15 protein-coding genes and 1 tRNA gene are annotated in these 14,915 nt (G+C 41.4%); 13 read left to right on the top strand and 3 right to left on the bottom strand.

Translation table 11 applies throughout. From position 1 onward, the window contains the following. Positions 1 to 4: 4 nt before the first annotated feature. Positions 5 to 373 carry a dihydroneopterin triphosphate 2'-epimerase gene (gene folX, locus AC0L46_RS03180; protein ID WP_410506548.1) on the bottom strand — a complete coding sequence of 123 codons (369 nt, stop codon included), beginning with the start codon at positions 371 to 373 and terminating at the stop codon, positions 5 to 7. 438 nt (positions 374 to 811) lie between these two features. Here folX and AC0L46_RS03175 point away from each other — a divergent pair, with 438 nt between their 5' ends. From AC0L46_RS03175 to sthA, 9 genes are all read left to right on the top strand, one after another. Then, positions 812 to 2,149, top strand: coding sequence for a Na(+)-translocating NADH-quinone reductase subunit A (locus AC0L46_RS03175; protein ID WP_473505683.1), 1,338 nt, complete (start codon positions 812 to 814; stop codon positions 2,147 to 2,149). Positions 2,150 to 2,152: 3 nt separating this feature from the next. Further along, positions 2,153 to 3,349 (top strand): NADH:ubiquinone reductase (Na(+)-transporting) subunit B, encoded by a 1,197-nt coding sequence (locus AC0L46_RS03170; protein WP_414680904.1) that lies wholly within the window; start codon positions 2,153 to 2,155, stop codon positions 3,347 to 3,349. Continuing rightward, the gene (locus tag AC0L46_RS03165; protein WP_317004401.1) at positions 3,342 to 4,142 is read left to right on the top strand and encodes a Na(+)-translocating NADH-quinone reductase subunit C; all 801 of its coding nucleotides are present in this window, start codon (positions 3,342 to 3,344) and stop codon (positions 4,140 to 4,142) included. The genes AC0L46_RS03170 and AC0L46_RS03165 overlap by 8 nt, the downstream gene beginning before the upstream one ends. After that, on the top strand, positions 4,142 to 4,804 hold the full coding sequence (locus AC0L46_RS03160) for an NADH:ubiquinone reductase (Na(+)-transporting) subunit D (protein ID WP_347982342.1): 663 nt from the start codon (positions 4,142 to 4,144) through the stop codon (positions 4,802 to 4,804). The genes AC0L46_RS03165 and AC0L46_RS03160 overlap by 1 nt, the downstream gene beginning before the upstream one ends. Beyond that, on the top strand, positions 4,805 to 5,413 hold the full coding sequence (nqrE, locus tag AC0L46_RS03155) for an NADH:ubiquinone reductase (Na(+)-transporting) subunit E (protein WP_317004399.1): 609 nt from the start codon (positions 4,805 to 4,807) through the stop codon (positions 5,411 to 5,413). Between the two features lie 42 nt (positions 5,414 to 5,455). Further along, the gene (nqrF, locus tag AC0L46_RS03150; RefSeq protein ID WP_414680902.1) at positions 5,456 to 6,682 is read left to right on the top strand and encodes an NADH:ubiquinone reductase (Na(+)-transporting) subunit F; all 1,227 of its coding nucleotides are present in this window, start codon (positions 5,456 to 5,458) and stop codon (positions 6,680 to 6,682) included. 64 nt (positions 6,683 to 6,746) lie between these two features. Continuing rightward, entirely contained in the window at positions 6,747 to 7,760 is a 1,014-nt protein-coding gene (locus AC0L46_RS03145; protein ID WP_473505680.1) for an FAD:protein FMN transferase, read from the top strand. Between the two features lie 28 nt (positions 7,761 to 7,788). Continuing rightward, positions 7,789 to 8,022 carry a (Na+)-NQR maturation NqrM gene (gene nqrM / locus AC0L46_RS03140; protein WP_317004397.1) on the top strand — a complete coding sequence of 78 codons (234 nt, stop codon included), beginning with the start codon at positions 7,789 to 7,791 and terminating at the stop codon, positions 8,020 to 8,022. Positions 8,023 to 8,042: 20 nt separating this feature from the next. Further along, on the top strand, positions 8,043 to 9,437 hold the full coding sequence (sthA, locus tag AC0L46_RS03135; RefSeq protein ID WP_414680900.1) for a Si-specific NAD(P)(+) transhydrogenase: 1,395 nt from the start codon (positions 8,043 to 8,045) through the stop codon (positions 9,435 to 9,437). An 87-nt stretch (positions 9,438 to 9,524) separates the two neighbouring features. Here sthA and AC0L46_RS03130 read toward each other — a convergent pair whose 3' ends face one another. Together AC0L46_RS03130 and AC0L46_RS03125 are read right to left on the bottom strand one after the other, a co-directional pair. Next, positions 9,525 to 10,076 carry a hypoxanthine-guanine phosphoribosyltransferase gene (locus tag AC0L46_RS03130; RefSeq protein ID WP_473505678.1) on the bottom strand — a complete coding sequence of 184 codons (552 nt, stop codon included), beginning with the start codon at positions 10,074 to 10,076 and terminating at the stop codon, positions 9,525 to 9,527. A gap of 53 nt (positions 10,077 to 10,129) precedes the next feature. After that, positions 10,130 to 10,954 carry a YihY family inner membrane protein gene (locus AC0L46_RS03125; protein WP_473505676.1) on the bottom strand — a complete coding sequence of 275 codons (825 nt, stop codon included), beginning with the start codon at positions 10,952 to 10,954 and terminating at the stop codon, positions 10,130 to 10,132. A 327-nt stretch (positions 10,955 to 11,281) separates the two neighbouring features. On the opposite strand from AC0L46_RS03125, the gene AC0L46_RS03120 reads away from it, so the two are divergent. The 4 genes from AC0L46_RS03120 to clpX all read left to right on the top strand — a co-directional run bounded on the left by AC0L46_RS03120 (position 11,282) and on the right by clpX (position 14,808). Continuing rightward, positions 11,282 to 11,358, top strand: a tRNA-Arg gene (locus tag AC0L46_RS03120). Positions 11,359 to 11,476: 118 nt separating this feature from the next. Further along, complete coding sequence (tig, locus tag AC0L46_RS03115; RefSeq protein WP_473505674.1) at positions 11,477 to 12,802, top strand: trigger factor; 1,326 nt, start codon at positions 11,477 to 11,479, stop codon at positions 12,800 to 12,802. 75 nt (positions 12,803 to 12,877) lie between these two features. Beyond that, complete coding sequence (gene clpP / locus AC0L46_RS03110; RefSeq protein WP_347982335.1) at positions 12,878 to 13,510, top strand: ATP-dependent Clp endopeptidase proteolytic subunit ClpP; 633 nt, start codon at positions 12,878 to 12,880, stop codon at positions 13,508 to 13,510. A gap of 14 nt (positions 13,511 to 13,524) precedes the next feature. Further along, on the top strand, positions 13,525 to 14,808 hold the full coding sequence (gene clpX, locus AC0L46_RS03105; protein WP_473505672.1) for an ATP-dependent protease ATP-binding subunit ClpX: 1,284 nt from the start codon (positions 13,525 to 13,527) through the stop codon (positions 14,806 to 14,808). Positions 14,809 to 14,915: the final 107 nt, after the last annotated feature.

The raw sequence follows: 14,915 nt of genomic DNA, 5'->3' as shown, positions 1-14,915 counted from the left end.
GGTTTTATGGTTCTCTTGTGGCGGAAAGTGTGAGAGATACGGAGTCGGCAAAGCGTAAAGCATGAGGTTTTGCGACTTCGACCTTTGCAAAAGTAACGCACTCTTGTTGCATGCAGAGGTCGAGTAATTCCGCTGTTAGCTTTTCAAGTAAAAGGAAACGGTTATTTTCTGTGTGAGCTATCATCGCTTTGCAAATAGTGCGGTAGTTTACCGCGTGTTCTACATTGTCTGTGTCGTAAGCGTGATTGGCTGGGTACTGAATCCAAGCATTGATCACAACATCTTGTTTGTTGTTTTTTTCAGATTCGTTGAATCCAATATACGTTCGTAAACGTAGATTTTTAATGTGTATTTGAGCTTCTGGCATGATCATGTCAGTGGTTCCGCTTAATTGGCTCATTTAATGAGAGGATATTGTGCTGTTTTCGGTCTTGTAAGGCAACTTAACAAGGCGATGAAGATGAATACGTTACCAGTCTCTGTATTGGATTTTCTTAATTCTTAAGACTTGTTATTTATTTGCCTTTAAATAAGTGCAATCAAATGGTTAAGAAGTGATCTTTTTTTGTTCGATATATCATCAGATAAGGATAAAGTTTCATTTTTAAGTAAAAGTTGGCGCTCAAAGACGGTGTCCTGCGCTAGTCAAGGCGATCAATGATCTTTATAATACTTCGGTTTTTTGGTGAAGTGAGTTTGTGCTTTACAATTAACTTTACGTTAGTTGTTTGCTTATGCATGTTTTCCCGGAGGGGGGTGTAAGCGCTGCACATTACGCTTTTTGTGTTCAATTTATTGTTGGGCAGAACATATGTTTAAAATTACAAAAGGCCTAGATCTACCGATATCCGGTGCTCCCAATCAAGTGATTGAGAGTGCGGCCGCTGCAACAGCAGTTGCTGTTATCGGTCCTGACTACCATGGTATGAAACCTACTATGCTGGTACAGGAAGGAGATAAGGTCAAAAAAGGGCAAGTTATCTTTACAGATAAAAAGACGGAAGGTGTTAAGTACACCGCGCCTGCTTCTGGAACGGTAGCTGCCATTAATCGTGGCGAACGTCGCGTTTTTCAGTCGATCGTGATTAATGTTGAAGGCGATGAGTCTGAAACGTTTGCTGCTTATTCTAGCTCTGAATTAAAATCATTAGAGCGCGAAAAAGTAGTTGAGAATCTAGTCGAATCGGGTATGTGGACTGCATTCCGTACGCGTCCTTTCTCTAAGGTTCCTGAAGTTGCTTCAGTGCCAAACTCTATTTTTGTTACTGCTATTGATACTAATCCATTAGCAGCTTCCCCTGAAGCGGTTCTTGCTGATCAAGCAGAAGCATTTGCTGACGGTCTTACAGTGTTAACACGTTTGACTGAAGGTAAGGTTTTTCTTTGTAAGGCTCCAGGTGCAAAAATTCCAACAACTGCTGATGTGACTGTTGAAGAGTTTGCTGGTGTTCACCCAGCGGGTCTTGCTGGTACACACATTCATTTTCTTGATCCAGTAAGCGATAAGAAAACAGTTTGGTCTATCAATTACCAAGATGTTGTTGCTGTTGGTAAATTGTTTGTGTCAGGTGAATTGAGCTCTGAGCGTGTTATTGCTCTTGCTGGCCCTCAAGTTAAAAAGCCTCGCTTAGTTCGCACTCAAGTTGGTGCAAGCTTAGAAGGTTTGGTTGCGAACGAGTTGTTAGACGGTGAAAATCGTGTGATTTCTGGTTCTGTACTTTCTGGTCGTAATGCGTTTGGCCCTTTTGCTTTCCTAGGTCGTTATCACACTCAAGTATCTGTATTGCTTGAAGGTCGTGAACGTCAAATGATGCATTACCTACGTGCTGGTGTAGAGAAGCATTCTATTATGAATGTTTTCTTATCTAAGCTTACGGGTAAAAAGTCGTTTGATATGTCAACAACGACAAATGGCAGTGATCGTACCATGTTGCCACTTGGTAACTTTGAGCGTCTGATGCCGTTAGATATCTTACCAACTCAATTACTACGAGCGTTGGTTGTAAATGATACTGAACAGGCACAGAAACTTGGTGCGCTTGAACTGGATGATGAAGATTTGGCTTTGTGTACTTACAGTTGTTCAGGTAAGTTCGAATACGGCCCGATCCTTCGGGATTGTCTAACTCTAATAGAGAAAGAGGGTTAATTCATGGGTCTTAGAAAAGTACTCGATAAAATAGAACCTGAGTTTCACAAAGGTGGAAAATACGAAAACTGGTACGCGCTTTTTGAAGCGGTAGATACTATTTTTTATCGTCCAAGTTCTGTTACTAAAAATGGTTCACACGTTCGTGATGCTGTGGATATGAAACGCATCATGATTTTGGTTTGGATGTGTACATTCCCTGCTATGTTCTTTGGTATGTACAATATTGGTTTCCAAGCGAACAGCGCTATTGATGCAATGGGTGTTTCTGCTCCTGATTCTTGGCGTCACGCTATTATTGGAAGTTTGACCAACTACGATGTGTCTAGCCTTTGGGATAATATGATTTACGGTGCAATGTACTTTTTGCCTGTTTATCTTGTTACCTTTGTTGTTGGTGGTTTCTGGGAAGTGTTATTCGCTTCTGTTCGTAAGCATGAAGTGAATGAAGGTTTCTTTGTTACCTCTATTCTGTTCTCGCTTTCTTTACCTGCAACTGTTCCTTTATGGCAAGTCGCTTTAGGTATCACTTTTGGTGTTGTCTTGGCGAAAGAAGTATTTGGTGGTACAGGTAAAAACTTCCTTAACCCAGCACTTGCTGGTCGTGCTTTCTTGTTCTTCGCTTACCCAGCGTCTATGTCTGGTGATGCGGTTTGGACTGCGATCGACGGTTTCTCTGGCGCAACAGCATTAAGCCAATTGGCTGCTGATGGCGTTGCTGGTTTAACTGTAGCTTGGCAAGATGCCTTCTTTGGTTTTATTCAAGGATCCATGGGTGAAACATCGACTCTTGCAATCTTGATCGGTGGTGGTGCTCTGTTAGTAATGCGTATTGCTGCTTGGCGTATCGTTGCTGGTGTGTTCTTGGGTATGGTTGTTACCTCTTCACTATTCAATATGATTGGTTCCGAAACGAATCCAATGTTCTCTACGCCTTGGTACTGGCACCTTGTTTTAGGTGGCTTTGCATTCGGTATGATGTACATGGCGACGGATCCGGTTTCTGCCTCAATGACAAGCCGTGGTAAGTGGTTCTATGGTGCTTTGATTGGTGTCATGGTTGTTTTGATTCGCGTAGTGAATCCAGCTTATCCAGAAGGTATGATGTTGGCGATTTTGTTTGCAAACTTATTTGCGCCCTTCATAGATCACTTTATTGTTCAGGCGAACATTAAACGGAGGATTGCACGCAATGGCTAGCAATAACGATAGTATTCAAAAAACCATTACGGTTGCTTTGGCTCTATGTCTAGTATGTTCTATATTTGTTGCAGCAGCAGCGGTAGGTTTAAAGCCAATACAGAGCGCTAATAAAGACTTAGACCGTAAGCGTAATATCTTGTCTGCGGCAAATATGTTGGATGCTTCAACATCTGTTGATGAGGTATTCGAAAGAATTGAAACGCGCCTTGTAAACCTTGAAACAGGTGTTTTTGCAACTCAAGAAGAGCTTGATGCTGCGGGTATCTCTCCAGATACTTACGATCAGCAAGCTGCAGCGAAAGATCCTGCCTTGTCTGTTGCTCTTGCTGGTGCAAATGATCCTGCAAGTATTAAGCGTCGCGCTAAGTTTGCTTCTGTTTATTTGGTGAAATCTGATGCTGGCATTGATCGTGTAATCCTACCTGTTCACGGTTACGGATTGTGGTCAACTATGTACGGTTTTATCGCACTAGAAAATGACTTTGATACTGTTATCGGTTTTGGCTTCTATGACCAAGGTGAAACACCAGGGTTAGGTGGTGAAGTTGATAACCCTAACTGGAAAGCATTGTGGGAAGGTAAAAAAGTTTATAACGACCAAGGTGAAGCTGTTATTCAGCTTGCTAAAGGTGGTGTAGACAGTGCTGATCCACAAGCAATTCATAAAGTAGACGGGTTGTCTGGTGCCACATTAACAAGTCGTGGTGTTACAAACCTTGTTCAATACTGGTTAGGCGAAGAAGGCTTTGGTCCTTTCTTGTCAGTGCTACGTAGCGAAGGAGCTCAATAATGTCTAATGTGAAAGAAGTCCTTTTTGGGCCAATTCTTGCGAACAACCCAATTGCTTTGCAGATTTTGGGTATTTGTTCTGCTTTGGCGGTAACGAGTAGTTTAAGTGTTAGTTTGGTAATGGCGATCGCGCTTACCTTGGTAACGGCTTTTTCTAGTTTCTTCATTGCTATTATTCGTAATCATATTCCAAACAGTATTCGTATCATTGTTCAAATGATCATTATCGCTTCTTTGGTAATTGTGGTTGATCAGGTATTGAAAGCTTTTGCTTTTGAAATCAGCAAGCAACTTTCCGTTTTCGTAGGTTTGATTATCACTAACTGTATCGTAATGGGTCGTGCTGAAGCCTTCGCCATGAAAAATGGTCCAGTGATGAGTTTCCTTGACGGTATCGGTAATGGCTTGGGTTATAGCGCAATGTTGATCATCGTAGCTATTTTTCGTGAGTTGTTAGGTGCTGGTAAGTTGTTTGGTGTTGAAATCTTCACGACTATTCAGAATGGTGGTTGGTACCAGCCTAATGGCTTGATGTTGTTGCCACCAAGTGCTTTCTTCGTTATTGGTTTGGTTATTTGGGCGTTACGCGCTTACAAAACTGAGCAAGTTGAAGAGCCAGAATATAAGATTGCTGCCAACTCACGTGCTCAGGAGGCGCTATAAATGGAACATTATATAAGTCTATTTATTAAGGCTGTTTTCGTAGAAAACATGGCTTTGGCCTTTTTCCTAGGTATGTGTACTTTCTTGGCTTTGTCTAAGAAAGTAGAAACAGCAATTGGCTTAGGTATTGCCGTTGTGGTTGTTTTGGCGATCACAGTTCCTTTGAACAACTTGTTGTATCAGAACCTTTTGGTAGACGGTGCACTTGAGTGGGCAGGCTTGCCAGGTGTTGATCTTAGCTTCCTAGGTTTGTTGAGCTACATTGGTGTTATCGCCGCAGTAGTTCAAATCTTAGAAATGACATTAGATAAATATATGCCTGCATTGTATAACGCATTGGGCGTGTTTTTGCCTCTTATCACTGTAAACTGCGCAATCATGGGTGCTTCTTTGTTCATGGTAGAGCGTGATTACAACTTCAGTGAAAGTCTTGTGTACGGTGTAGGTGCTGGTGTTGGTTGGGCGCTTGCTATTGCTGCGCTTGCTGGTATTCGGGAGAAACTTAAGTATTCAGATGTTCCTGCAGGTTTACGTGGTCTTGGTATCACGTTCATTACTGTTGGTCTAATGAGTTTAGGTTTCATGTCATTTTCTGGTGTGCAGCTTTAATTTGCTGCACAGTGGGACAACCAAGAATAAGGTTTAACTAACATGGTCAACTTAGAGATTATTCTAGGTGTGGTGATGTTCACAGCTATCGTACTTGCGCTAGTGGCAATTATCCTTGCTGCACGTGCTCGTTTGGTAAGTACTGGTGACGTTACAATTCGCATCAATGGTGAAAAAGAAGTTACTGCTCCAGCGGGCGGTAAATTACTTCAAACTTTGGCAAACAGTGGCATTTTCCTATCATCTGCTTGTGGCGGTGGTGGTACTTGTGCCCAATGTAAATGTAAAGTGACAAGCGGCGGTGGCTCTATGCTATCGACAGAGCAATCTCACTTTACTCGCCGAGATGAAAAAGAAGGTTACCGTCTATCTTGTCAGGTTGCTGTTAAGCAAGATATGGATGTAGAGGTTCCTGAAGAAGTATTCGGTGTTAAAGCTTGGGAGTGTACAGTTGAGTCAAACCCGAACGTTGCTACTTTCATTAAAGAGCTAACGTTGAAGCTTCCTGAAGGTGAGAACGTAGACTTCCGTGCAGGTGGTTATGTTCAGCTTGAAGCGCCAGCTCATACAGTGCATTACAAAGACTTTGATATTGAAGAAGAGTACCGAGGTGATTGGGATAAATTCAACCTATGGAAGTTTACTTCTAAAGTTGATGAAACCGTTATCCGTGCTTACTCAATGGCAAACTACCCTGAAGAAAAAGGTCTTGTGAAGTTTAATATTCGTATTGCTTCGCCACCACCTGGTAAAGATGATTTGCCTCCAGGTCAGATGTCTTCTTACGTCTTTAGTTTGAAACCGGGCGACAAGATCAAAGTGTACGGTCCATTTGGTGAGTTCTTCGCTAAAGACACTGAAGCAGAAATGGTCTTTGTTGGCGGTGGTGCAGGTATGGCGCCAATGCGCTCGCACATTTTTGACCAACTTAAACGTCTTAACTCTAAGCGTAAGATGTCTTTCTGGTACGGTGCTCGTAGTATGCGTGAAGCATTCTATATGGAAGAGTATGATAAGCTACAAGAAGAGAATGATAACTTTGAGTGGCATTTAGCTTTGTCTGACCCACAACCTGAAGATAATTGGGAAGGTAAGACTGGCTTTATTCATAATGTTCTATATGAGAACTACTTGAAAGATCACCCAGCACCAGAAGATTGTGAGTTCTACATGTGTGGGCCTCCAATGATGAACGCTTCGGTGATTAAAATGCTAGAAGATCTAGGCGTAGAAAAAGAAAACATCTTGCTTGATGATTTCGGCGGCTAGTATCTAAATAAAGACCCACCACTTGGTGGGTCTTTATTTTGTTGATGATTGAAAAAGATTTTATATGCGCAAAAAAATACTGTTCCCTGCTTTTTTTCTTATAGCGGCAGCTATCGTTTATCGTCTTTCCTCCTTTTCTCCTGAATTGGTAAGCTTCTCTGGCCCTACAATGGGAACAACATACACTGTTAAGTTCTATACTACAGAGCAAGTGAGTAATCCTTGGGATTTAAAAGATGATGTTGATGATGTTTTGATCAAGGTTAATAAGTTGATGTCGACTTATGATCCAACATCAGAGCTTTCGGAATTTAACAAGCTTCCTGCTGGCCAATCTGCAGACATTAGCAAGGATATGGCATACGTTGTTGATAGAGCTTTGTTGATAAGCGAAATGACATCAGGTGAGTATGACGTGACTGTTGGTCCTCTAGTTAATCTTTGGGGATTTGGTCCAGGTAAACGAGAAGATAAAGTACCAAGTCAAGCTTCAATAGATGAAGCGAAAGAACGTGTTGGATATGAATACTTAACACTTAATGATCAGCGTTTGACAAAAGAGAAAGACATTTATGTTGATTTGTCTTCTATCGCAAAAGGTTATGGTGTTGATGAAGTCGCAAGAGTGCTGCGCGATAAAGGTGTAGAACGCTACTTAGTCGAAGTTGGCGGAGAGATTTCATCTCGAGGTGTGAAGCCTGATGGTTCTCCTTGGAAGATAGCGATTGAGAGTCCTGCCGGTGGTCACTCTATGGCTGAACGTATTTTATCACTTGATGGTGTAGCGGTTGCCACATCGGGTGATTACAGAAACTATTTTGAGAAAAACGGTGTTCGTTATTCTCACACGATAAACCCTATAACGGGAAAACCAATAACACATCGTTTGGTTTCTGTTACTGTAATTGATAAGACGGCGACGATGGCCGATGGTCTAGCAACGGCGATTACCGTGCTTGGTCCAGAAAAAGGTTTGGCGTTTGCTCAGGATAATGGCATTTCTGCATACCTATTGGTAAAGACAGATTTTGGTTTTGAAGAGCTTTATTCGGATGCGTTTCAGTCTTATTTGAAATAAAGTAAGTTTAGATTTTAGGAGAAATTTTATGTTAACAATTGTTTTGGCATTTTCTCTAATGCTTTTATTGGTTGCAGCTATGGCTGTCGGTGTTTTGATGGGACGTAAGCCTATCTCTGGATCGTGCGGCGGAATGAGCTCTTTAGGTATGGAAGTCGCTTGCGATATTTGTGGTGGCGATAAAGGCAAATGCGAGAAAGAAACGAAAAAAGGCATTGCTGAACAAACTTCAGATGATACGTTTTATGACGCATCGAAATAATTTAACGGGAAGAGGGTATTATGACAACAAGGCATTATGATGTTGTGGTTTTAGGTACGGGTCCTGCGGGTGAAGGTGCTGCTATGAGTGCAGCTAAAGCGGGTAAGAAAGTTGCTGTTATTGAGGCGAGCTCGCAAGTTGGCGGGAGCTGTACGCATTTGGGGACCATTCCGTCGAAAGCTTTGCGTCATGCTGTAAAAGAAATTATTGTCTTCAACACGAACCCAATGTTCCGTGATATTGGTGAGCCTCGTTGGTTCTCTTTTCCTAAAGTGTTGGATCGCGCAAATAAAGTGATCGATAAGCAAGTTTTAGGTCGCACAGAATATTATGCTCGTAACCGCATTGATATTTACTTTGGTCGAGGCAAGTTTAAAGATGCCAATACGGTAGAAGTAAACACGTACGAGAAAGGCCCTGAGCTTCTTGTTGCAGAGAAGGTTGTTATTGCTACTGGCTCTCGTCCATATAGACCGACCAATATTGATTTCTCTCATCCTCGTGTTTATTGCTCAGATACTATTTTGAGTTTGAGTCATACTCCTCGTTCCTTAATTATTTATGGTGCGGGTGTCATTGGATCTGAATACGCTTCAATATTTTGTGGATTGGGTGTTCGTGTAGAACTTATAAACCCTGCCAAGAAACTGTTGAGCTTCTTGGATGATGAGATTACAGATGCATTAAGTTATCACCTTCGCGATAGTGGTGTTCTGATTCGTCATAATGAAACTTATGAATCAGTTGAAGCTACAGATCGCGGTGTTGTTATGCATATGGCTTCAGGCAAAAAACTACGAGCTGATGCTTTATTATTCTGTAATGGCCGATCCGGCAACACAGATAATTTAGGTCTAGAATCAATCGGCTTAGAAGTAAATAGCCGTGGTCAGCTTGCAGTGAACGATAATTATCAAACTCAAGTTGAAAATGTTTATGCCGCTGGTGATGTCATTGGTTGGCCTAGTTTGGCAAGTGCTGCTTATGATCAAGGTCGATCTGTTGCTGCGAATATGTTTGGCTTGGAAGGTGGTGAATTTATTAGTGAAGTGCCTACTGGTATCTACACTATTCCTGAGATTAGTTCCATTGGTAAAACGGAAGCAGAGTTGACTGCCGAAAAAGTACCTTATGAAGTAGGGCGTGCGTTCTTTAAGAACACAGCGCGTGCTCAGATTACAGGGGAAGCGGTCGGGATGCTGAAAATCCTTTTCCACCGTGAGTCTTTGGAATTGCTAGGTATTCACTGTTTTGGTGACCAAGCCTCTGAGATCGTTCATATCGGTCAAGCTATTATGAAACAGCCGGGCGAACAGAATACCTTGAAGTATTTCTTGAATACGACATTTAACTACCCAACGATGGCTGAAGCGTATCGTGTTGCCGCACTAAATGGTTTTAACCGAGTTTTCTAATTGCGCTTTGTAGAAATAAAAAAAACGCCTTACTTGTGAAAGTCAGGCGTTTTTTTATGGCTATTACTCTAGAAATAAAAGAATGAATTAGCTGTCTTTTATTGCATAGATACCTTTAAGGTTTCTGAAAAATCCTTTGTAATCCATGCCGTAACCAAACAAGAAGCGATCAGCTACATCTGTACCGATATAGTCGGGAGTCATGTTTGTTTTTCTGTCGTGTAATTTATTGATGACGGTGGCGGTATAAACGCTATTGGCTTCTTGCTGTTCTAGCCATTTTTGGATGGCTTGCAATGTATGGCCTTGGTCAAAAATATCATCAATAACAAGGATGGTTCTGTCTTTTAAGCTAGTTTGTGGGTAGCTTAACCAGTTTAAGGTCGCACCTTCTGTGTCCATTCCATAGCGAGTTGCATGAATGTAGTCTAGTTCAAGTGGGAAATTAAGTCTTTCTATCAAAGCTGCTGTTGGGACTAATCCACCATTCATAACGCAAAGAACAAGAGGTAGCTTATCAGAAAGGTCTGTAGTGATTTGAGCCGCCATTTTATCTAGCGCTTTGTTCAGTTCTGCTTCATCAACTAAGCAATCTGCTTCATCTAGTATTTTGTTTAAGTCGGTAATCGTGTTGGTCATGCTGGGCCTATTATAGAAAATTTGCGCGATTTTACATTAATCCTGACCTGATGCTAAGTCTTTATGCTGTGTAATGTGGCACAAAGGCAAATAGAGGCAAGTACGATTAGCCAAGAACTCTGTAACCAGATGAGGAAAATAGGAATGGCGGCAAAGGCACCATAAACCACTTGGTAGTTTGTGAAAAACTGTGCGAATGAGCCGAATATAGTGTTCAAAATATATAAGCCTATGCTTCCAACTAGTGCGGATACCGCAGCCCACTTAATTGAAACATCTGCATTGGGTGTTAGAAAGTTTAATGTTAGTAGCATTAGAAAATACAGAATGATACTACCTGCTTCTAATAGGCTACTAAGCCAAATGCTCTCATCGACGTTTCTTATTTGGATGGAAATAAGCGTCCCATAAAGGCTCAAGGATGTCGCGAAGATAATGGGCCCCAAGGTTAGGATTGCCCAATAAGTTAGTAGTCGTTCTCTTAATTTTCTGGCTTTCTCAATTTGCCAAATAGATTGAACGCTGCTTTCAAAGCTGTTTAGTAGTAGTAAAGCAGTCAAAAAAAGGGCGACAAGGCCCGCAATAGGCAGGTTTTTAGTTTGAGAGGCAAACTTCATTAAATGAGGAAGTACGATGTCACTAGAGCCAGGTGCCAGATGTTGCTCAAGCAGTTGAAAAAGCTGTGCCTGCATGGCTTCTAAAGCGGGAGTAAAACTGAGTATCCCAAGAATGATTGTGATAATCGGAACTGCAGCAAGTAAACTTGAAAGCGTGAGTTGGGCGGCCTTTTGAGGGAGTTGGCTGCGCTTAAATCGGTTTGCTGTTAGCAATGCATATCGTTTGAGCGTTAAGAGTGAGTGAGATGTGTGATCTTGCATGATTTATATCGTTTTGAAAGTGATGCTATCAAGATAACACAGCTTGCAAATAGATTATAAAAACTTCTTTGGAATTGAATTGCACAAATAGGGTGCAAGGTGCATTTATTTGGCGCACTCGGCTTGTTTTTCTTTGAATAGACTTGTATTATTCGTCTTGTTCCTTTTGTGATATTTGTGCTGAAGAGATAGCTTCTAAAGCTATTCTCGGTTCCTTAGTTGCAAATAGTCATTTTAGCCCAGTTTACTGGGCTTTTTTATGTCTATCTGTTGACGATTGCTATTCCATCCCTATAATAGCCCACCAAATGAAATGTAATGACATTAGTTCCGTTAGCTCAGCTGGATAGAGCAACCGCCTTCTAAGCGGTAGGTCACTGGTTCGAATCCAGTACGGAGCACCATTTCAGTCGATTACTTTAATTAAGTTTTTATTTAGGTTTTGTTGGTTACGATTAAATCTATGTCTTATTGATTGATAGATGACCAACAAATTAAAGCAAGTTCCCGTGAGGAAGTTTTATGCAAGTTTCTGTAGAGACAACGTCTCCAATTGAGCGCGTTTTAACAATTAGTGTTCCTGCTGCTCGTATCGAAGAAAAAGTAAGTGCTGAAGTGGCGAAAACTGCGAAAACAGTTCGCATCGATGGTTTTCGTAAAGGTAAAGTTCCTGTTAGCCTAGTTAAAAAGCGCTACGGTCAAGGTATCCGTATGGATGCTGTTGAGCAAATTATGCGTGATGCTTATGTTGAAGCGATTCAAAAAGAGTCTATTCAGCCAGCTGGCATGCCTTCTATTGAACCTAAGAACTTCGCTGAAGGCGCAGATCTTGAGTTTGTTGTTAAAGTAGAAGTTTACCCAGAAGTTACTTTAGCTGATAACTCTGCAATCAAAGTTGATCGTGTTGTTTCAGAAGTAACTGATGCTGATCTTGATGTGATGCTAGAAACTTTGCGTAAGCAAAATGCTGAATGGAATGCTGTTGAGCGTGAATCTGCTGACGGCGACCAAGTAACAATCGACTTTGTTGGTTACTTAGGTGATGAAGCGTTTGAAGGTGGTGCAGCTCAAGGTCATAAGCTTGTTCTTGGTTCTAACACTATGATTCCTGGTTTTGAATCTGGCATCGTTGGTGCTAAAGCAGGTGAAGAGCGTACGATCTCTGTGACTTTCCCAGAAGATTACCAAGCAGAAAACCTAAAAGGACAAGAAGCTAGCTTTAAGATCACAGTATCTGAAGTAGCTGAGCAAGTACTTCCTGAATTGGATGAAGCATTCGTTGAAAAATTCGGTTTAGAAAACGCTACAATTGAAGGCTTGCGTGCAGAAGTGCGTAAAAACATGGAGCGTGAACTTAACCAAGCGGTTAAAGCTAAACTGAAAAATGCTTTGTTTGATGGTTTGCTTTCTATCAATGAAGTGGAAGTTCCTTCTGGATTGGTTGATCAAGAAGTTGATGCTTTGCGTAAACAAGCTGCTAGCCAGTTTGGTGGTGAAGGCTTTGATGCTTCCCAATTACCTGCAGAATTGTTCCAAGAAGAAGCAACGAAACGTGCTAAACTTGGTCTTTTGATTTCTGAAGTAATCAAGCAAAACGAATTGAAAGTAGATGACGAACGTGTTCGTGCTTTCCTTGAAGATATGGCGCAAGCTTACCAAGAACCACAGCAAGTTGTTGAATTTTACTTGAAGAATAAAGAGCAACTAGCGCAAGTGCAATCCGCTGTACTTGAAGAGCAAGTTGTTGATAAACTGTTAGAATCTGCTCAAGTTACAGAAGTAACTTTGGGTTATGAAGATGCTATCAAGCCAAATGCCCAAGCTGAAGAAGCTGGGGAAGAAGCATAAGCATTAGCTTATCTTTTTAATAAAGGCCGACATAGCTCATGTTATGTCGGCTTTTTTGCTTTTAAGGAATGCAATATGAATTTGACGAACCCAACTACAGGCCCTGTTGCAATTACAAGTAATGGCCTTGTTCCTATGGTTATTGAGCAAACAGCCCGAGGCGAGCGATCTTTTGATATTTATTCGCGTTTGTTGAAGGAGCGAGTGATTTTCTTGGTTGGTCAAGTCGAGGACCACATGGCCAATTTGGTTGTTGCTCAGCTTTTGTTTTTGGAGTCTGAGAACCCAGATAAAGACATTCATTTATACATCAACTCGCCAGGTGGCTCCGTAACAGCGGGCATGTCTATTTATGACACAATGCAATTTATTAAGCCTGATGTAAGCACCATGTGTATTGGTCAAGCAGCAAGCATGGGTGCTTTGTTACTGACTGCGGGTGCGGAAGGTAAGCGTTATTGTCTACCAAATTCACGCGTGATGATTCACCAGCCTTTAGGTGGATATCAAGGGCAAGCATCTGATATTGAGATCCACACTCGTGAGATTCTAAGTATTAAACATAAGCTTAATGAAATTATCTCTTTCCATACTGGTAAAGATATAGAGCAAGTCGCTATTGATACTGACCGTGATAACTTTATGAATCCGGAAACGGCAAAAGAGTACGGCTTAATTGATGATATTTTACAGAAACGTACAGTTTAAAAAGGGTGGAATAAATGTCGGACGATAATTTTAGCCGTGGTGACCACTCGGATCGACTATTGTATTGCTCTTTTTGTGGAAAGAGTCAGGACGAAGTCAAAAAGCTTATTGCAGGCCCATCGGTTTATATCTGTAATGAGTGTGTGGATTTATGCAACAACATTATCATTCAAGAATTGTCTCAAGCTACAGTAGAAGGCGGAGAGACAGAAGATGAATTGCCAACGCCTGCGAAACTAAGCGCGTCTTTAGATGATTATGTTATCGGTCAAGACAAGGCGAAAAAAGTATTAGCAGTAGCGGTTTATAATCACTATAAACGTTTACGTCACCAAGGTAAGTCAGATACTAATATTGAATTAGGTAAGAGTAATATCTTGCTAATAGGTCCAACAGGTAGCGGTAAAACTTTGCTGGCGCAAACGCTTGCTCGTGTTCTTGATGTGCCTTTCACCATTGCTGATGCGACAACCCTGACAGAAGCGGGTTATGTTGGTGAAGACGTTGAAAACATTATTCAGAAGCTATTACAGAGTTGCGATTACGATGTTGAGAAAGCGCAGCGTGGGATCGTTTATATAGACGAGATTGATAAGATTTCTAGAAAATCTGACAATCCATCTATTACTCGTGATGTTTCCGGTGAAGGTGTGCAGCAAGCATTGCTTAAGCTAATCGAAGGAACCGTTGCTTCTGTTCCTCCTCAGGGTGGACGTAAGCATCCTCAGCAAGAATTTTTGCAAGTTGATACTTCTAATATTCTGTTCATTTGTGGTGGTGCGTTTGCAGGTTTAGAACGTGTAATCAGTGATCGAACAGAGAAAAGTAGTATTGGTTTCTCGGCTATGGTGAAGAGTAAAGAGGAAGGGAAATCTTTTTCAGAAGCGGTTCATCGTGTAGAAACAGAAGACTTGGTTAAGTTTGGTTTGATTCCTGAGTTTGTTGGTCGTTTACCAGTGGTTGCGACTTTATCTGAACTTGATGAAGAAGCTTTAATGACCATCTTGAGTCAGCCAAAAAATGCGCTTGTTAAGCAATATCAGCATTTGTTTGAGCTTGAAGGTGTTGAGTTAGAGTTTACTCCTGAATCTTTGCGTGAAGCTGCAAAGTTAGCGCTAGAGCGTAAAACAGGTGCTCGTGGTTTGCGTAGTATTTTGGAATCTGCTTTGTTGGATTGCATGTATGAACTTCCAACACGAAATGATGTTTCTAAAGTGGTTATGGATGGATCATCTATTCGCGGCGAATCAGCGCCTTTGATGGTGGTTGAGAAAGAAGATTTAGCGAAAAACGCTTAGCCGTAATGGTCTGATCTTAAATACATGACTAAAAAACCGAAATGAATATTTAGCTTCATTTCGGTTTTTTTATGTTCCTTTACCTCTAAAATTTTTCTATAGGCTAA

It is taken from the genome of Marinomonas sp. 15G6-16 (assembly GCF_055809555.1).
The sequence above is the reverse complement of the archived record's forward strand: the minus strand, read 5'-3'. Positions and strand labels throughout refer to the sequence as shown.